Below are 17552 nucleotides of genomic sequence, written 5' to 3'. Positions count from 1 at the left end.
GACCAAGCCCCTGATCTCGCCATGCACGTCGGCCTCGCAGTCGAAGACCATGCGGAGCGCTCGCTGACGGGTCCCAAGGACATATCGCTTGGCAGTGTTTCCTCTCACAGTTTGGAGCCTCCGGAAATTCCAGGAGGCTTCACTCGATGCCATGATGCGATGCCTTGACCTTAACCCTCAGAGCGATCCACAGCCCCGCAAGCAGCATCAGGATGCCGCCTGCGATAAAAACGCCCGTGATATCGCTGAAGTTGAAAACCCAGCCTCCCGCAGCAGCCCCAATGGCGATGGATGATTGCACCGACGCTACGACCATACCGCCCGCGCTTTCCGTTTGATCCGGGACGGAGCGTGCCACCCAATCTGACCACGCAACCGGCACACCGCCGAACGCCATCCCCCAGAATGCCACCAACAGTACAAGCCCGGCTAACGAAGTCGGTAGAAGGACCATTGCCAACGCTGCCACGCCGACCAAGCCAGGCATCAGCGCCAGCGTCACGATGAGACTACGCTCCATCAGCCATCCGGCCACCAGCGTGCCGACAAAGTTCGCCACCCCGAAGCCCAGTAGCATGAACGCCAGACCATCCGCTCCAATACCTGATGAGCTTTCCAGAAACGGCCGGATATAAGTGAACAGCGCGAAGTGCCCGGTATGCGCCAGTACACAGCCGAACATTCCTACGGCAATGCCGGGACGCAACAGTACATCCAGCACTGTTCTGAGTCTCGCCGCTTTGTGCGGTGCCATCTTCGGCAACGTCATCCACTGGAAGACCAGCGTCACCACGCCAATTGCCGCTGCCGCTACGAAGGCACTGCGCCAGCCGTACATGCCTCCCAGGTAGCTTCCGAGCGGCACCGCTACGACAGTACCTACCGCGATGCCGCTAAAAATGATCGACAGAGCACGCGGCACTTGAGCCGCAGGCACGAGTCGCATTGCCATGGCTGCAGCCATGCTCCAGAAACCACCCAGCGCAATACCTAGCAGGATCCGCATCGCCAACAGCATTACCAGACTGGACGACAAAGCGACCAGCAGGTTGGAGGCGATCATCAACACGGTAAAACCCAACACCACGACACGCCGGTCGAGCTTGCTCGTCAGTCCCGGTACCAGCAATCCGGCAAACAGTGCCACCCCCGCTGTCATGGTCACCGCCTGCCCTGCCAGTGATTCCGATATCCCCAGACCAGCAGCCATCGGCGTCAGCAAGCTCGCCGGCAGATACTCCGCGGTCAACAAACCGAACACACCCATTGCCAGCGAGAACACCGCCATCCAGGCCGGTGATGTCGGTTCTGTGTCGGCCTTGCGCTCAAGGTCATCATCGGGTGTGGCGCCACAAACACTACTCGTCATCGTCAGACCTCTCCTGGGAAATGATTGAGGAAAGAAGTCTATGCGCGACAACCAGGATGATCTATGATGGAGAACCCTAATTTTATGACTGAAAATCCGACCATGACTTCGCCGAACCAATTCGCTTTATCCTCGGAGCTCATCAGCGAGTTGTTGAGCGGCATGCGTTTGCGTGGTGTTCAGTACCGCCGCATCCAGGCCGGAGAATCTTCCGGCTTTAGCTTTGATGCCAAGCCTGGATATGCCTATTTCCACTTTCTCGCTGCCGGCTCCGCCTTCCTACGTACCGAGTCCGGCGCACTGCATGAGTTGTCGGCCGGCAATGCCGTGTTCATGCCCCATGGCACGGCGCATCAACTACTCTCCAGTCCAGGCCTTTCCGCCAAGAACATCAGCAGCTTCGGTGCGGCACCTATCGGCGAAACGGTAGGTGCCGTCAACACCTGCCCCAGCCTGAACGCCACTCCCAGTTTCACCCTCTTTCACGGCTGTATGGAGTTCGACCTTGGCGGCATGCAGGGCCTCAGCCCATTAATGCCAGACTCTATGGTCGTTGATACCAGTGAGCAGCGTTATCCAGGGCTCATGCCAATACTGGCCTCAATGAAACATGAAGTCTGCTCTGGACGCGTCGGCTTCGCGGGTATACTCGCTCGTCTCGCCGACGTGGTGGCAGCGATGATCGTGCGTGGCTGGGTTGAATGCGGATGCGATAACGCCTCCGGGCTGGTAGCAGCACTGCGCGACTCTCGGCTGGCGCGCGCCATCCTGGTACTGCATCAAGAGCCTGAGCGCAACTGGACCGTGCCGGAGCTGGCGGCGGAATGTAATACCTCCCGCTCCATTTTCGCGGAACGCTTCCAGGCGACTATAGGGACGCCACCACTGCGCTATGCCACTGAACTGCGAATGCACCTTGCCCGTCAGTGGCTGGCCCAGGAAAGATTACCCATCGAGAAAGTGGCGCACCGCCTCGGTTACACCTCTCAAGCGTCATTCAGCCGTGCCTTCAAACGCGTCATGGGTCAGCCGCCAAGCGCGAGTCGAAATGGAGTGAACCGCACCGACTTTCTCGAAGCCCCGTTGGTTTGAATCAGGCCTCCTTCTTGGCCTGCCTCTGTTGCTCATCATACAGCGGGCCGGCGGCATGTTGTCGGTCGGCTCCAGGAGCCGCCGATGGTGGAACCAGTCGATTAGTAGCGAGCTCAACGGCTTCCAGGTACCGCCATGGTTCGCTTCGGCGGTGCACATCCGTCTTGATCAAGTCGATGACTGTCTCGGCCATGCTGTCAGCCTCATTCACAGGCGGGCGTCGCCCCCCGAGCGAGCTCGCGGGCTTGCGGCAGGTTGGCCTGGAGCGCCTCGATGCGTGACTCATGGGCCGGGTGGGTCGACAGCAGCTCCGGCGGCTGGCCGTTGCCGGCCTGCGCCATGTTGCGCCACAGCGCCACGCTGGCGGCCGGGTCGAAGCCCGCCGCCGCCATGATGCGCAGCCCCATCAGGTCGGCCTCTTCCTCGTGGGCGCGACTGAACGGCAGGGTCACGCCCAGCCGGGCGCCGACGCCCAGCGCCTGAAGGATCGCCTGCTGCCCCATGTCGCCCTCGCCCAGCAGGCCGACCACCAGCAGGGCCGCCTTGATGCCGAGCTGCTGGGTCATGCGTTCGTTGCCATGGTCGGCCAGCACATGGCTGATCTCGTGGCCGATCACCGCGGCCAGCTGCGCCGGCGACTCCGCGACACGCAACAGCCCGGTATGCACCCCGATCCGCCCACCCGGCAGGGCAAAGGCGTTCGGCGAGGGCTCCTCGAACAGCACCACCTGCCATGCCTCCGGCATCTCGACCTCGGGATACAGCCGCTCGGTCGCCGTCAGCAACGCATGCGAAATGCACTCGACCCGCTGGCTGGCCGGCGTGCCCGACACTTCCCGCCCCTGTTGCCGCATCTGCACGAAGGCGTCGCTGCCCATTTTGGCCATCAGCGCATCCGGCACCAGCGCCAGCTGGGAACGACCGGTCGGCGTCTCACCGCAACCGGCCAGCACGAGGAGCCCCGCGAGGCCGAGGCACTGCAGGGTACGCCGCATCATCCCGCCATGTCGTGGAAAGGGCATCGTCATCCTCACTCAGGCCTCCATCACCGCCGTCAGCGCGGCACGATAGCCCTGGCTGCCGAGTCCGGCGATGACGCCATCGGCGCGCAGCGAGACATACGAATGATGCCGAAACGCCTCACGCTGGTGGACATTGGAGAGATGCACCTCGATGACCCGGCCCTCGAAGGCATTGAGGGCATCGAGAATGGCCACCGAGGTATGCGTGTAGGCCGCCGGATTGATGATGATCGCCGCCGTGCCGTCGAGGCGTGCGGCCTGAATGGCATCGATCAGTTCACCCTCGTGGTTGCTTTGACGACAGACGATCTCCCAGCCGCCCGAATGAGCCCGGGCGCGCAGTGTGTCGTCGATATCCGCCAGCGTCTCCTGACCGTAGATCTCCGGCTGACGCGTGCCCAGCAGGTTGAGGTTGGGGCCGTGCAGGACCAGCACCTTGTTCATGTCATTGATTTCCTTGTCGAAGAAACAGGCATCATGCCGCCGGCTCGAGCAGCCGCTGCCATACCGCGATGACGGCATCACGATGCGCCTGGAAGTCGGCGTCGGGGCCGCGTGCCGGGTCTCCGGTCAGCGCGGAGCGATGCGACGCCGTGCGACAGGCCAGGTAGGCCTCGCGCAGGCGGCGACAGTCATCGGCCGGCAGCCGGCCGCTCTCCTCGAGCGTCTCGAGGATGCGCATGTTGTCACTGTAGGTCAGCAGCTCGGGGGTCTCGTGCCCCATTGCCAGCACGGCGTACTGGCAGAGGAACTCGATGTCGACCATGCCGCCCGGGTCGTGCTTGAGGTCGAAGCTGCCGGACTCGCCCTTGCTGCCCAGATGCTCGCGCATTCGCTGGCGCATGGAAATCACTGCCTGGCGCAGCTCGTCGGGGTCGCGTCGGCTGCCGAGCACATCGCCACGCACCTCGGCGAAGCGTTCGCTGAGCGCCGCATGACCGGCCACCACCCGGGACCGCACCAGCGCCTGATGCTCCCAGGTCCAGGCCTCGCGGCGCTGATAATCGGCGTAGGCGTCGATACTGGAGACCAGCAGCCCCGAGTTGCCCGAGGGCCGCAGCCGCATGTCGACCTCGTAGAGGCTGCCGGCCGGCGTCATGGCGGTGAGCAGGTGTATGATGCGCTGGCCGAGCCGCGTGAAGAAGACGGCGTTGTCGATGGGCCGAACACCGTCGGTACTGCCCTGGCCGGCGCTGTCATGCAGGAAGACCAGGTCCAGGTCCGAACCATAGCCCAGCTCGATGCCACCGAGCTTACCGTAGCCGATGATCAGGAACTCCGGTTCCGGGGTACAACGGCTCCCGTCACGCCGCTCGGGAAAGCCGTGCTTGCGCGTCAGATGCTTCCAGGCCATGGTCAGCACCGCCTCGAGCACTACCTCGGCGATATAGGTCAGGTAGTCGCTGACCTTCATCAGGTGTCGCGTGCCGGCGATATCCGAGGCCGCCACGTGCAGCACCTGGGCATGCTTGAAGACACGCAGCGCTTCCAGATGACCTTCCTCATCGTCCTCGGGCACCCGTGCCAGCGTCTGGCGCAGCTCGTCGGCCAGGCGCGACTTGTCCGCCGGGGTGTACAGCGTGTCCGGGGTCAGCAGCTCATCGAGCAGAATCGGGTAGCGGGCCAGTTGTTCGGCGATCCAGGGGCTGGCACTGCACAACCGCATCAGGTGCTCGAGCGCCACCGGGTTCTCGCGCAGCAGGGCCAGGTAGGCCGTGCGCCGCAGCACCGCCTCGATCAGCGGCAGGACGCGCTCCAGCGCCGTGTCCGGCGCGTCGCTTTCCGCCGCGGCCTCGAGCAGCAGCGGCATCAGCGCGTCGAGGCGCTCGAAGCCGATGCGTTGCATGGTCTGCACCTGACGCGAGCGGCGCAGCGCCATCAGACGGCGCAGGCTGGCCTCGGCAGCACCGAAACCGGCGGACGCCAGCAGGTCTCGCGCGTCCTCGTCGCCTTCCTCGCCACGCCACAGCGCCCGCCATTCCTCGAGATCGACACTGGCCGCCCGCGAATCGGGCTGATCCGGAGTGCTTTCCGCCTCTTCCTCGGGGTCGGCGATGACCGCATCGAAATGCCGCCGGACCCGGGCGCGTACCTCGTCGAGGCGCGCCATCACGGCCGGCCAGTCCTCCATGTCCAGGCCGAGGGCGACACGCTCGCGTTCCAGCTCACCCACGGGCAGGGTCTGCGTCTGCCGGTCATCCAGCGCTTGCAGCACATGCTCCAGGTCGCGCAGGAAGGCGTAGTCCGGCTCCAGTTCGTCGACCACTTCCTGGGGCAGCAGGCCCAGGTCGGGCAGGCGCTGGAGCGCACGACGCAGGGACGTCACCTGCAGCTCGGTATCGCGGCCACCGCGTATCAACTGGAAGGCCTGGACCACGAATTCGACCTCGCGAATCCCGCCCTGGCCGAGCTTGATGTTGTCCTCCATGCCGCGACGCTTGACCTCGCGATTGATCATCGACTTGAGTTCGCGCAGGGATTCGATGGCGCCGAAGTCCAGGTACTTGCGGTACACGAAGGGCTTGAGACTGGCCAGCAGCTCGTCGCCGGCATCCCGGTCGCCGGCGACCGGGCGCGCCTTGAGCATGGCATAACGCTCCCACTCGCGGCCCTGATCCTGGTAGTAACCGGCCAGAGAGGCGAAGCTGCCGACCAGCGGGCCGCCATCGCCCAGCGGGCGCAGTCGCATGTCGACACGAAAGGCAAAACCGTCGGCGGTCACTGCATCCAGGGCGGCGATCAGCTTCTGCCCGATCTTGGTGAAATATTCCTGGTGCTCGAGGGGCTTGCGCCCACCTTCGGTCTCGCCCTTCTCGGGGAAGGCGAAGATCAGGTCGATATCGGAAGACAGATTGAGCTCGCCGGCGCCCAGCTTGCCCATGCCCAGCACCACCAGGCGTTGCTCGCTGCCGTCCGCGCGTTTGGCCGGCCGCCCCCAGCGGGCCGCGTAGTGCTGTTCGAGCCAGCTCAGGGCGGCGTCCAGGCAGGCCTCGGCCAGCGCCGACACGGCGCCGCTGGTGCGCCACATGTCGGTGCCCTCGGGGCGGTTCAGGTCGCGCCATACGATGCCCAGCATGCGGGCCTGGCGAAAACGTCGAATCACGGCATGCATGGCCGCTTCATCGGTCACGTCTTCCAGACTCTCGGCCAGCGCCTCGTTCCAGGAAGCCGCCGATGGCGTGACGTCCAGCTCGCCGATGGCATCCAGGTGGGCCAGCCAGTCCGGGTGTCGCACCAGGGTTTCCAGCGCCAGGTTCGAGACCGCCAGCACCCGCGCCAACTGCTGCCGACGCGCCCGGGAAAGAGCCAGCCAGCTCTCGCTGGGCGCTTCCTGCTGCTGCATCGCGGCCAGGTTGTCGGCCTGCTCCAGCGATGTACTCAGGCGCTCCCAGGCATGCCGGAGTGCCGCGGCAGGAGGCTCGGGAATGGCATCCAGGGGCAGAAAGTCGTCGGGCAGAGCCATGGGCGCCTCGTCATCGGGTTGCGGATATGCTCAGCATAACCAAGCCGGCACCCCCGACACTAGGCGGATTTGCTTGAGCCCGGCGTCACGGGGCTCAGCCGACGAAGCGACTCCACAACAGCAGCCCCCAGGTCAGGCCGGCAAGCACCAGCGCCAGCATCACCGCCGCCGAGCCGATGTCCTTGGCGCGTCCGGACAGCTTGTGATGCTCCGGGCCGATGCGATCGACCACGCTCTCGACGGCGGTATTGAGCAGTTCGACGATCAACACCAGCAGGCAACTGCCGACCAGCAGGATCCACTCCACCGGCGAGGTCCCGACCCACCAGGCCAGCGGGATCAGGATCACGCAGAGGGCCACTTCCTGGCGAAAGGCGGCCTCGTAGCGATAGGCCGCCCTGAAGCCCTTGAGGGAGTATCGGGTGGAGTTCATGAGGTGGCGCAGGCCGGTGTATCCGGGTTTCATGATCGGTGTCCTGGTAGTCGCGTACTAGTGGGCCTCGATTAAGCGCGCCAGATCCTCGGAAAGACGCTCCAGCACCATCGTCCAGTTGAGGTAGGGCGTCGACGCCGTGCCGTTGACCAGCACCGTGAACGCGCCCCAGCGATCCGACAGGGTGCGGAAGTACCCGGTCACCGCCCGCACGCGGACCGGCTCGTTGAGGGTGCCGGTCTTGAGCATCACGCGGTTCTGGAAGAGGGGTGGCCCCTTGCGTATGAAACGCATGACCCCGTTACGCGGTGATTGCAGCCCGGCCACGAAACTGGGAAACAGCGCCGGTTGTTCGAACATGTAGGCCAACAACGTATTCACACCACTGGCCGTGGTGCGATTTTCCGGTGTCAGGCCACTGCCGCTGCGCAGCAGCAGCGGGCCATGGCCGTCAATGCCGCTGGCAAAGGCCTGAATGGCTGCGCCGCCCGCTGCCAGGCCGGGTCGGGCGCCATTGGCCAGGTTGAGCGCCAGCACATCGGCCATGAAGTTGTTGGAATAATTGAGGGTCCGCAGCAGGACTTCCTGCAAGGGCTCGCCAGCCACGGCCGCCAGCTGTTGCGCCGATGCCGGAGGCTGGGTGGTGCTGGTGACCGCCTTCCCGCGCACCTGAATGCCAGCTCGTTCGAGCATCACCAGCAACAGGTCGGCAGTCTGGCCGGCCGGATCGGCGCTGGCCCGGTACAGATCCCGCGGGTAGGCATTGGTGGATATCTGGCCACTGACGTGCATGACATCCCCGGCCTGCTGGGTCACCCGTGTCGCCGAGAGGCGCGTACCGCTGTCGGCAGGTTGGGTCTCCACCTGATTGTCGAAGCCCGGCAGTGGCACCTTGCTGTTACAGCTGGTCAGGACGGCAGGCTCACCGGCAACGGCGGCGGGTGCCACACTCACGCACCAACTGCCGAAATTGACGCCGGCCGATGACAACAGTGCGTTGTAGGCATTTTTCGCTCGGCTGCGCGCCCGGCAACGGTCGGTGGTGATGCACTCCACCGGGCCGAAGCGCCACTGGCTCACCACCAGGCGGCCCACGACCTCGCGCACCCCGGCCTGGTGCAGGCGTTGCACCAATCGCCACAGGTCCTCGCTGGTCAACGCCGGATCGCCGCCGCCGTCGAGGATCAGGTCACCGTCCAGTACGCCCTCGGCGCCGGGCTCGGCCGTGCTGACCAGGCGCGTGGTGAAGCGATGCTGGGGGCCGAAGCGATCCAGCGCAGCGGCCGCGGTGTAGACCTTGGTGACCGAGGCCGGCGACAGCGAGCGCCGAGGCGTTATGCTGGCCAGGGTCGCGGCCGGCTGCCCCCCGGAGCCCAACAGACGCGCCTCAGCGCTGAGGCGAAAGCCATCCTCGGCCAGCGTGCTCAATTGTGGAAACCCTGCCCCCAGGGCCGTCAGGGGCAGCAGTGCAACGGTCAACAGACAGCGGCTCAACAAGCGGTGAAACATCATGGCATCCGTGCAATGTGATTCGGTGAACGACTCGACCGGCAATACGAAACACGCAGTTTACCCGGCCTCAGCGGGTGTTGCGACCCGCAGCCTCTCGGCCTCAGTGGGCCGTGGTCGAGGAAAACACCTGGATGATCACCACACCGCCGATGATCAGCGCCATGCCCAGCACCGCCGGCAGGTCGGGACGCTCGCCATAGACCACCATGCCGACCAGGGTGACCAGCACAATGCCGAGCCCGGCCCAGAAGGCATAGGCGATGCCCACCGGCAGGGTGCGAAATACCAGCGTCAGCAGGTAGAAGGCCGTCACATAGCCGACCACCACGACCACACTGGGCCAGAAGCGTGAAAACTCGTCGGAGGCCTTGAGTGCCGAGGTCGCCACTACTTCGGCAATGATCGCCAACGCCAGATAGAGATAGCTCATCGGTTCTTCCCCCGTGCCAGTCGCTGCCGCATGATGTAATCGAAAAGCATGTTGAAGATCATGGCGTAGACCAGAAAGAACACCATGAAGCCGAAGTCCAGCCAGAAGGCCTCGACGAGTCCGATGCTCAGCCACCAGGCCACTACCGGCAGCGTCATGATCAGCAGGCCAAGCTCGAAGCCGAACGCCTGGGCCGCGCGCTGCAGCAGGCTGCGCTGACGGGTGGGCACCCAGATATCGAACACCCGATTCCACACCAGGTTCCACAGCATGGCGGCGGTGGCTAGCCCTACTGCCAGCACGCCAATTTCCCCCAGACCGTGACCGGTCAGCCAGCTCGCCAACGGGGTGACCATGATCAACCCGCCCGTCTCGAACAGTACGGTATGCGTCAGTCTTTCCTTCCAGGAGCGCATTTGACCTCCCTCTATGTTCACCTGTCGAGCGGCGACGCCTCGACTCGACCCCCTATTCTCGCCATCATGATGATCGTTTCGAGTTGGAATCCATCAGCTTTCCCGATAGGTAACTTGAGAGGTCATGAGCACCATGCGCTGGAACCTCGACCAACTACAGATTCTCATCGCCTGCGCCGAGCAAGGCTCCTTCTCGGCGGCGGCGCGGCATCTCGGTCGCGCGCAGTCGGCCATCAGCACGTCCATTGCCCATCTGGAGGCCGACCTGGACTGCCCGCTGTTCGATCGTTCGGCACGCATGCCGCGACTCACCGAAGCCGGCGAGGCACTGCTGCACGAAGCACGTGCCGTGATTCGCCAGTGCCAGCGCCTGGAGGCGCGCGCCCATGCCATCCGCCAGGGCGAAGAGGCCCGGCTGGTACTGGCCATCGACGAAGCCCTGGTCGAGATGCCGCCGGTGGATGAAAGCCTGGAGGCACTGGCCGGCCATTACCCGGCCCTTCAGCTGACACTGCTGTATGGCGCCCAGGGCGATATCGCCGGCTGGGTGGAGGATCGCACCGCCGACCTGGGCATCCTGCTGCGCCAGCAGGGCCAGGGACCGCTGCTCGAGGGCATTCGTATCGCTCACCTCGAACAGACGCTGGTCGTGGCGCGCCGACACCCGCTGGCGGCGCTGGATCACCCTTCGGTGAGCGACCTCGCCAGCCACCGGCAACTGCTGATCGCCTCGCGCAGCGAAGGCGACGCCTGGCAGCCACTGAGCGCCCAGTTCTGGCGGCTCAACAGTTTTTACTCGATGGCCGAGCTGGCCACCCGCGGTCTGGGCTGGGCCCTGGTCCCCCAGCATATTGCCCAGTATCCGCCATTTCGCGATGACCTGACCCATCTGGCAAGCGAGAGCCTGGGCACCCCGCCGGTGATCGAGGTCGAAACGGTACGTCGGCGTGATAGCGGCAGCGGTCCCATCGCCCAATGGCTGCAGCGCACCCTGGGCGAGCGCTTTCGCGACCACCGGCTCCGCTGAGCCGACCTCAGCCGGGCAACAGCTCGGGGCGATGCGGCAGCTCGGCGACCAGCCGCCAGAGAGTCTGGCCGCTGCGCCGATACTTGTCCTCGAAGGGGGTGAGCGGCGTCTCGCCGGGGTCGAAGGCTTCGACCGCCGCCTGGATGCCGGTCGCCTGATGCAGCGCCAGGGCGAACTCCTCGACATACAATGCCCAGTTGGAGCGCAGCTCGAGCCGCCCTCCCAGAGCCGGAATCACCGGAAAGACCGGGTGGCCGTGCCAGCGCATCTTGAGATGGACCGACTTGGGGTAGGGGTTGGGATACAGCAGATAATGCTGCCGGGGCTGCCAGCCGGCGGCCAGCGCCAGGCGCCACAAGTCCACCAGATCGGCCCGCAGCAGCAGGGCATTGTCCGGCGGCTCACCATGTTCCCGCGACAGCCGGTCCCCGCTGCGATCCACGCCGATCACCGCACAGTCCGGGTGGGCGTTGGCCAGGCGCCGCGTCGAGAGTCCCACACCGCAGCCGGCATCCAGCATCAAGGGGCGGCGCGGGCGGGCGGCCAGCCAGTCCTTGGCCTGGGCGAAGGCCTCACGGGTGTGATCGGCCACCGGCTTGCGCCAGGCATGCTGCAGCGAGCGCTCGACGCGCCGTGCCAGATCCTGATGGGGGCCGGGCTGGTTGGAATGAATGGCGCGGGAGTGTGCAGTCATGGGAAAAGCCGGTGACAAGCGATGGCGCCGCATTCTAGCAGCCGCCGGTGCCGCGCGCAGCGCCCTGCATGACGCCATGGCAAGCCGGGTGCTATGATCAACGCCTTGTCTTCAGACGATTATGCCCTGTTATTTCAATCAACGAGGAACCCGGCTTGTCACACTTACCGGTGATCGTGGGCATGGGCGGCGTGAATCCCGCCGGCCGTACCTCGGGCCATCAGGCGTTTCGCCGCACCGTGCTCGACGCCCTGCCCGATGACGACCAGGCCCGGACCCTGCTGGGTCTGGCGGCAATGATGCGCCTGGCCGACGGCCAGGCCGATGGCTCCTGGCACGATGCCGAAGGAAACCCTCTCGACGCCGCGACGCTCGTCGAACAGACCCGCCAGCAGGTGCTGGATCATACCCTGATCCGGCGCATCGAGGACCCGCAGTTCAACGCCGCAGGGCTGCCGGCCAACCGCCGCGCCACCCTGGCACTGGATCGCCCGCTGACGTTTCAGGTCCGCCGTCGCCAACTGCCCCTCGACCTCTCGCCCACCTGGCAGGTGCGCGACATCGACCGCCGCCACGTCGAGGTCACGGTGCCCGCCGGCGAGATGAACGTCATGCTGCCCGAGACACGTCCCGCCCAGGTCAGGGCCGCCGGCCAGCTGCCCAGCGGCTTCGAGCCGAGCCGTTTCTATCGCAGCGTTCACCATCCGCGCGGCCTGTCCATGGCCATCTTCGCCGCCAGCGACTGCCTGGGCGACAGCGGCCTGGTGTGGGACGAGCTGCGCGACCGCCTGGACCCCGACCAGATCGCCGTCTATGCCGGCAACTCCATCGGTCAGCTCGACGAGGACGGCTGGGGCGGCCTGCTCAAGAGCTTCGTGGCCGGCAAGCGCACCACCTCCAAGCAGATGCCGCTGGGCTACGGCCAGATGCCCGCCGACTTCCTCAACGCCTATGTGCTGGGCAGCGTCGGCGGCACCGGCGCCGCTCTCGGCGCCTGCGCCAGCTTCCTCTACAACCTGCGCCTGGGGGTCGAGGACATTCGTGCCGGGCGGCGCCGCGTGGTCATGGTCGGCACCTCGGATGCCCCGATCACCCCCGAGATCGTCGAGGGCTTTCGCGCCATGGGCGCGCTGGCGGATGACGACAGCCTGAAGGCGCTGGATGCTCTGGAGCTGCTGACCGACGCCGATTATCAGCGTGCTTGCCGCCCCTTCGCGCGCAACTGTGGCTTCACCATGGGCGAGTCCAGCCAGTTCCTGATGCTGATGGACGACAGCCTGGCCCTGGAAGTCGGCGCCGAGCTGCGCGGCAGCGTGCCCGAGGTCTTCGTCAATGCCGACGGCTGGAAGCGCTCGATCTCGGCGCCGGGTATCGGCAACTACCTTACCCTGGGAAAGGCCGCGGCCCTGGTGCGCGACATGCTCGGCGCCGATGCCCTGCGGCATCGCACCTTCCTGCATGCCCACGGCACCAGCACACCCAAGAACCGCACCACCGAATCCCATGTCTTCGATCAGGTGGCCCGGGCGCATGGCATCGAGGACTGGCCGGTCACCGCCATCAAGGCCTTCGTCGGCCACTCCCAGGGCGGCGCCGCCGGCGACCAGCTGGCCAGCGCCCTGGGTAGCTTCGCTCATGGCCTGCTGCCCGGCATTGCCACCCTGGATGCCGTCGCCGATGACGTCCATACCGAACGACTGCGCTTCTTCCGCGACCCGCTCGCCTTCGATGCGGATGCCTCCTTCATCAACGCCAAGGGCTTCGGCGGCAACAACGCCACCGGCGTAGTGCTCTCGCCCCGGGTGACCGAGCGCCTGCTGGCGTCGCGTCATGGTCAGGCCGCGATCGACGCCTGGAAGGGCCGTCGAGAGGCCACGCGACAGACCGCCAACGCCTATCAGCGGGAAGCCGACCGTGGCCACTTCGCCCCACGCTATCGTTTCGGCGAGGGCGTCCTCGAAGGCCCCGAACTGGACGTGCGTGCCGACGCCATCCAGATTCCGGGCTATGCCCAACCGGTCTCGCTGGCCGTGGACAACCCCTTCGGTCGGCTCAACGATGGGGAGGACTCATGAGCACTGCCGTTTACCCCGGCACCTTCGACCCCATCACCAATGGCCACTACGACCTGATCGAGCGCGCCGCGCGGCTGTTCGATCACGTTGTGGTGGCCATCGCCACCAACCCCGGCAAGGCCCCGGCGCTGGACATCGACGCACGCATCGCCCTGGCACGCCAGGTGGTGGCACAGCACGACAATGTCGAGGTCGTGGGGTTTTCGGGCCTGCTCACCGAGTTCATGCGCCAGCGCCAGGCCCGCATCCTGCTGCGTGGCCTGCGCGCCGTCTCGGATTTCGAGTACGAGCTGCAGCTGGCCAACATGAACCGTGCCCAGATGCCGGACCTGGAGACCGTCTTCCTGACTCCGGAAGTCGAGAACTCCTATATTTCCTCGACACTGGTGCGCGAAATCTCGCGCCTGGGCGGCGACGTGTCGCAACACGTCCACCCCGAGGTCGCCGAGGCGCTCAGGAGTCGCTACAATAGCTGACTGTAGCACTGGGTCTTTTGGCCCGTGCCCCTGCTCCAGCGAGCAGCCTGTTTCGATCCACGCCGCGCCCTGAAGGCGCGTCGTCCGCGAGGTAAACCATGGCTCTGATGATCACCGATGAGTGCATCAACTGCGATGTCTGCGAACCCGAGTGCCCCAATGACGCCATCTCCCCCGGCGAGGAGATCTATGTCATCGACCCCGAGCGCTGCACCGAGTGCGTCGGCCACTTCGACGAGCCCCAGTGTCAGCAGGTATGCCCGGTCGACTGCATCCCCCTCGACCCGGAACGCGAGGAATCCCGCGACGCCCTGATGGAAAAGTATCAGCGCATCACGGCGGCGTGAGGGCCAGAGGCCGCCCAACCACCCTGTCTGCCATCCGCCCGAGGTGTTTCATTGACGCCTCAAAGAACCTTTTTTGTCCCCCCGACGCTCCTTGAACTAGGCTGAAGCATGGTTCCTGCCCTCCTCGGGTACCGGCCCATCACCCTGACCACGCCAACGGAGTGCGTGGTCTTCTGCTTTCAAGGAGTCAGCATGCGATTGCATACCCGCACTACCACCCTCCTCGTTGCCCTGACCGCGGTGGCCGCCAGCCCGGCTGCCTGGTCCAGCTATGGCTTTTACGTCGGCAAGAACCTCACCGAGAGCGGCAACGTGATGATCGGCGGGACAGGCGAAGAAGTCTCGAGCCACTGGCTGGAAATCGTGCCTGCCAGGGAACACGCCGAGGATGCCACCGTTTCCGTGGGGGTCACCCAGGACGCTTCCATTCCCGGCGAGCTGATCGAAATCCCGCAGGTTCCGCAGACCTATCGCTACCTGTCCATGTCCTACTCCGATTTTGTCGGCTTCCCCGCACCGCTCACCAATGGTGGTGTCAACGAGCACGGCGTGGCCGTCCGCGACATCTGGGCGACCAGCCGCAGCGAACTGATCGACATGACACAGACGCCCCAGAAGGGGCCGCAGTACAGTGACCTGGCGCGACTCGTCATGGAGCGGGCCAAGACAGCCCGCGAAGGTGTCGAACTGATCGGCCGCCTGATCGAGCAACATGGCTACTCAACATATGGCGGCAATACCCACCTGATCGCCGATGACGAAGAAGGCTGGGTCGTCTGGGAATTCGCCGGTAGCCAGGAACTCTGGGCAGCCGAACGGCTGGGGCCGGACGACGTCCGGGTCCTGTATCCCGGCTATATCGAGGAGTTCCCCAAGGACTACGAGGAAAACCCCGACTTCATGGGCTCACCCAACCTGATCAGCTTTGCCGAGGAGCAGGGGTGGTATGACGGTTCGGGAGACTTCAATGTCTTCGAGACCTACGGCCGCCAGGATACCCAGGCGCGCACCGGCGGTCACAAGTACATGACCCAGGCCGAGCTCGAACAAGCCCTCGAGGATATGGCTCCGGTCACCGAGCAGGACATGATTGAACGCGTACGCGACCCGCGTATCGCCGACGATGAAGCAGGCTACGGTCAGGTCATCAGCCTGGCCGGCGATACCGACAGCGACCTGATTCGCGCCTGGGTCGCCCCCACCGGTTCCGTGGCGGCCCCCTTTGTGCCCTGGTGGCAGGGCGTTCAGGAAGTTCCCCAGGAATATGGCCAGCACCGTTACCTGACCAAGGGCGCCGCATCCAGCTTCCTCAACCCTGACTTTCAGGTACAGGAAGCCTCAGACTTTGCCGGCCGCCGTTTCAAGCAGGTGTTGTACCTCACCTGCGAGAAGCCGGACACCTTCCTTCCGCGTGTCACCGCGCTGCTGGAAGGCTTCGAACAGCAGAGCTTCAATGACCTGGCATGGGTCGAATCCTCGGCGCGCACCCTGATCGAGCAGGGGCAGCGGGAACAGGCCCGACAGCTCCTGACGCACTACAGCCAGACGCGTGCCGAAGACGCCATGGAGTTGGGCCGCACCATGGTCGACTGGCTCAGCGCGTCCATCGAACTCGAAGGTGGACGGCGCGCGCCACAAGGGGTGCTGGTCAATGACCAGGGTGGCGAAACCGTGAACTGCCTGCCGGACGCCAACCCCGACAAGCCGAAAGACGCCCAGTAAGGCTATCGACGGCACTCGCTGCCACCCCCGCGGCTCTCGCTGATGGCGAGAGCCGCGTCTTGCTCGAACGCCTCATCTCCCCCATCCTGAGCGGCTCGCTGAACATCCGGAGCCGTCGTGTCATCTGCCGAGTTCTCCCGGGGCCGCGTCTGGACGCTGGCCTGGCCCATCATCCTGTCCAATATCACCGTGCCGCTGCTCGGCCTGGTGGATACCGCCGTGGTCGGCCATCTGTCGGATTCCCGTTATCTGGCGGCGGTGACCCTGGGCGCCACCCTGTTCGGTTTTCTCTACTGGGGCTTCGGCTTCCTGCGCATGGGCACCACCGGCCTGACTTCCCAGGCGGCCGGGCGCGGCGACGACGAGGGCGTGCGCAACCTGCTCGGTCAGTCGCTGCTGCTGGCCATGGGCATCGGGTTCACCTTGATCCTGGCCGGCCGACCACTGGTCGAGCTGGGCCTGTGGTTGCTGGATGGCAGTGAGCAGGCCACGGCACTGGCGCGTGAATATGCCTCGATTCGTCTCTGGTCGGCGCCCGCCGTACTGGCCAACTATGCCATCCTCGGCTGGTTTCTCGGCCAGCAGAACTCCCGGGTGACGCTGATCATCATGGTGCTGACCAATGCCGTGAACATCCTGCTCGACCTGTGGTTCGTGGTCGGCCTGGGCATGACCAGTGATGGCGTGGCCTGGGCCACGGTCATCGCCGACTACAGTGCCCTGAGCGTCGGGCTCTGGCTGGTCAGCCGCCAGTTGCAGCAGCTCGGCGGACGCTTCCGACGCTCCCGGCTGCTCAGGATGGCGGCCTACAGCGAACTGTTCCGGGTCAACGCCAACCTCTTCGTGCGCACCCTGGGCCTGCTGTTCGCCATGGCCTTTTTCACCTCCCGGGGCGCGGCCCAGGGCGATACCGTGCTGGCCGCCAATGCCGTCCTGCTGCAGTTCATCATGCTCACATCCTATGGACTCGACGGCTTCGCTCACGCCGCCGAGGCCTTGACCGGCCATGCCGTGGGCCGACAACGCTGGCAGGCATTCGCCCGGGCGGTGCGCAGCGCGGCGGGCTTCTCCCTGCTCACGGCGGGTATCGCCGCCTTGGCTTTCGCCATCGGCGGCCAGTGGCTGATCGCCCTGTTGACCGGTTTGCCGGAGGTCCGGGAAAGCGCCGCCACCTACCTGCCCTGGGTGGTCGTGATGCCGCTGATCGCCGTCTGGAGCTACTTGTTGGATGGCGTCTTCATCGGCGCCACGGCCATCCGCGAGATGCGCAACAGCATCTTCATCGGCCTGGCCGTCTACCTGCCGATATGGTGGCTGACCCAACCCTGGGGCAATCACGGCCTGTGGCTGGCCTTCACGCTCTTTACCGCGACCCGCTCGGGCGTGCTGATCGCCTATTATCGCCACTACCGTCGTCATCACTGGCGCGACGTCCCGGCAGCGGAGCACGCCGACTGAGAGGGTGTTTACAAAC

16 protein-coding genes are annotated in these 17552 nt (G+C 65.4%); 7 read left to right on the top strand and 9 right to left on the bottom strand.

The window, feature by feature from the left end; translation table 11 throughout:
- Positions 1–139: 139 nt before the first annotated feature.
- Positions 140–1369, bottom strand: coding sequence for an MFS transporter (locus tag HHA01_RS13085; protein ID WP_141321420.1), 1230 nt, complete (start codon positions 1367–1369; stop codon positions 140–142).
- Positions 1370–1432: 63 nt separating this feature from the next.
- On the opposite strand from HHA01_RS13085, the gene HHA01_RS13080 reads away from it, so the two are divergent.
- The gene (locus tag HHA01_RS13080; RefSeq protein WP_170214878.1) at positions 1433–2461 is read left to right on the top strand and encodes an AraC family transcriptional regulator; all 1029 of its coding nucleotides are present in this window, start codon (positions 1433–1435) and stop codon (positions 2459–2461) included.
- 203 nt (positions 2462–2664) lie between these two features.
- On the opposite strand, the gene HHA01_RS13075 is transcribed toward HHA01_RS13080, so the two are convergent.
- From HHA01_RS13075 to HHA01_RS13045, 7 genes are all read right to left on the bottom strand, one after another.
- Positions 2665–3459 carry a M48 family metallopeptidase gene (locus HHA01_RS13075; protein WP_141321448.1) on the bottom strand — a complete coding sequence of 265 codons (795 nt, stop codon included), beginning with the start codon at positions 3457–3459 and terminating at the stop codon, positions 2665–2667.
- Positions 3460–3495: 36 nt separating this feature from the next.
- Positions 3496–3927, bottom strand: a complete 432-nt coding sequence (gene aroQ / locus HHA01_RS13070; RefSeq protein ID WP_141321418.1) for a type II 3-dehydroquinate dehydratase — start codon at positions 3925–3927, stop codon at positions 3496–3498.
- A 31-nt stretch (positions 3928–3958) separates the two neighbouring features.
- Positions 3959–6946, bottom strand: coding sequence for a bifunctional [glutamate--ammonia ligase]-adenylyl-L-tyrosine phosphorylase/[glutamate--ammonia-ligase] adenylyltransferase (gene glnE / locus HHA01_RS13065; RefSeq protein ID WP_141321416.1), 2988 nt, complete (start codon positions 6944–6946; stop codon positions 3959–3961).
- 94 nt (positions 6947–7040) lie between these two features.
- Positions 7041–7412 carry a diacylglycerol kinase gene (locus tag HHA01_RS13060; protein ID WP_141321414.1) on the bottom strand — a complete coding sequence of 124 codons (372 nt, stop codon included), beginning with the start codon at positions 7410–7412 and terminating at the stop codon, positions 7041–7043.
- 24 nt (positions 7413–7436) lie between these two features.
- Positions 7437–8888, bottom strand: a complete 1452-nt coding sequence (dacB, locus tag HHA01_RS13055; RefSeq protein ID WP_141321412.1) for a D-alanyl-D-alanine carboxypeptidase/D-alanyl-D-alanine endopeptidase — start codon at positions 8886–8888, stop codon at positions 7437–7439.
- A 103-nt stretch (positions 8889–8991) separates the two neighbouring features.
- On the bottom strand, positions 8992–9321 hold the full coding sequence (locus HHA01_RS13050) for a DMT family transporter (protein ID WP_141321410.1): 330 nt from the start codon (positions 9319–9321) through the stop codon (positions 8992–8994).
- Positions 9318–9737 (bottom strand): PACE efflux transporter, encoded by a 420-nt coding sequence (locus tag HHA01_RS13045; protein ID WP_141321408.1) that lies wholly within the window; start codon positions 9735–9737, stop codon positions 9318–9320. Before HHA01_RS13045 ends, HHA01_RS13050 begins: the two co-directional genes overlap by 4 nt.
- A 124-nt stretch (positions 9738–9861) precedes the next feature.
- On the opposite strand from HHA01_RS13045, the gene HHA01_RS13040 reads away from it, so the two are divergent.
- Entirely contained in the window at positions 9862–10764 is a 903-nt protein-coding gene (locus HHA01_RS13040; RefSeq protein WP_246053906.1) for a LysR family transcriptional regulator, read from the top strand.
- A gap of 7 nt (positions 10765–10771) precedes the next feature.
- On the opposite strand, the gene trmB is transcribed toward HHA01_RS13040, so the two are convergent.
- Positions 10772–11458 (bottom strand): tRNA (guanine(46)-N(7))-methyltransferase TrmB, encoded by a 687-nt coding sequence (gene trmB / locus HHA01_RS13035; RefSeq protein ID WP_141321406.1) that lies wholly within the window; start codon positions 11456–11458, stop codon positions 10772–10774.
- 182 nt (positions 11459–11640) lie between these two features.
- On the opposite strand from trmB, the gene HHA01_RS13030 reads away from it, so the two are divergent.
- The 5 genes from HHA01_RS13030 to HHA01_RS13010 all read left to right on the top strand — a co-directional run bounded on the left by HHA01_RS13030 (position 11641) and on the right by HHA01_RS13010 (position 17536).
- On the top strand, positions 11641–13533 hold the full coding sequence (locus HHA01_RS13030) for a beta-ketoacyl synthase (RefSeq protein ID WP_141321444.1): 1893 nt from the start codon (positions 11641–11643) through the stop codon (positions 13531–13533).
- Complete coding sequence (gene coaD / locus HHA01_RS13025) at positions 13530–14009, top strand: pantetheine-phosphate adenylyltransferase (RefSeq protein ID WP_141321404.1); 480 nt, start codon at positions 13530–13532, stop codon at positions 14007–14009. The genes HHA01_RS13030 and coaD overlap by 4 nt, the downstream gene beginning before the upstream one ends.
- Positions 14010–14107: 98 nt before the next feature.
- Entirely contained in the window at positions 14108–14356 is a 249-nt protein-coding gene (locus tag HHA01_RS13020; protein ID WP_141321402.1) for a YfhL family 4Fe-4S dicluster ferredoxin, read from the top strand.
- A gap of 192 nt (positions 14357–14548) precedes the next feature.
- Positions 14549–16078, top strand: coding sequence for a C69 family dipeptidase (locus HHA01_RS13015; RefSeq protein ID WP_141321400.1), 1530 nt, complete (start codon positions 14549–14551; stop codon positions 16076–16078).
- Between the two features lie 117 nt (positions 16079–16195).
- Positions 16196–17536 (top strand): MATE family efflux transporter, encoded by a 1341-nt coding sequence (locus HHA01_RS13010; protein WP_141321398.1) that lies wholly within the window; start codon positions 16196–16198, stop codon positions 17534–17536.
- Positions 17537–17552 lie beyond the last annotated feature (16 nt).

The organism is Halomonas halmophila (assembly GCF_006540005.1).
GTDB lineage: Bacteria > Pseudomonadota > Gammaproteobacteria > Pseudomonadales > Halomonadaceae > Halomonas > Halomonas halmophila.
Note: the sequence above shows the minus strand (reverse complement) of the source record. Positions and strands in the feature narration are given on the sequence as shown.

Coding starts and splice junctions, on each gene's coding strand:
- HHA01_RS13050 (WP_141321410.1), bottom strand. CDS start 9,321: ATGAGCTATCTCTATCTGGCGTTGGCGATCATTGCCGAAGTAGTGGCG.
- HHA01_RS13020 (WP_141321402.1), top strand. CDS start 14,108: ATGGCTCTGATGATCACCGATGAGTGCATCAACTGCGATGTCTGCGAA.
- HHA01_RS13060 (WP_141321414.1), bottom strand. CDS start 7,412: ATGAAACCCGGATACACCGGCCTGCGCCACCTCATGAACTCCACCCGA.
- HHA01_RS13015 (WP_141321400.1), top strand. CDS start 14,549: ATGCGATTGCATACCCGCACTACCACCCTCCTCGTTGCCCTGACCGCG.
- HHA01_RS13040 (WP_246053906.1), top strand. CDS start 9,862: ATGAGCACCATGCGCTGGAACCTCGACCAACTACAGATTCTCATCGCC.
- trmB (WP_141321406.1), bottom strand. CDS start 11,458: ATGACTGCACACTCCCGCGCCATTCATTCCAACCAGCCCGGCCCCCAT.
- HHA01_RS13080 (WP_170214878.1), top strand. CDS start 1,433: ATGATGGAGAACCCTAATTTTATGACTGAAAATCCGACCATGACTTCG.
- HHA01_RS13075 (WP_141321448.1), bottom strand. CDS start 3,459: ATGATGCGGCGTACCCTGCAGTGCCTCGGCCTCGCGGGGCTCCTCGTG.
- HHA01_RS13045 (WP_141321408.1), bottom strand. CDS start 9,737: ATGCGCTCCTGGAAGGAAAGACTGACGCATACCGTACTGTTCGAGACG.
- HHA01_RS13085 (WP_141321420.1), bottom strand. CDS start 1,369: ATGACGAGTAGTGTTTGTGGCGCCACACCCGATGATGACCTTGAGCGC.
- aroQ (WP_141321418.1), bottom strand. CDS start 3,927: ATGAACAAGGTGCTGGTCCTGCACGGCCCCAACCTCAACCTGCTGGGC.
- coaD (WP_141321404.1), top strand. CDS start 13,530: ATGAGCACTGCCGTTTACCCCGGCACCTTCGACCCCATCACCAATGGC.
- dacB (WP_141321412.1), bottom strand. CDS start 8,888: ATGTTTCACCGCTTGTTGAGCCGCTGTCTGTTGACCGTTGCACTGCTG.
- glnE (WP_141321416.1), bottom strand. CDS start 6,946: ATGGCTCTGCCCGACGACTTTCTGCCCCTGGATGCCATTCCCGAGCCT.
- HHA01_RS13030 (WP_141321444.1), top strand. CDS start 11,641: ATGGGCGGCGTGAATCCCGCCGGCCGTACCTCGGGCCATCAGGCGTTT.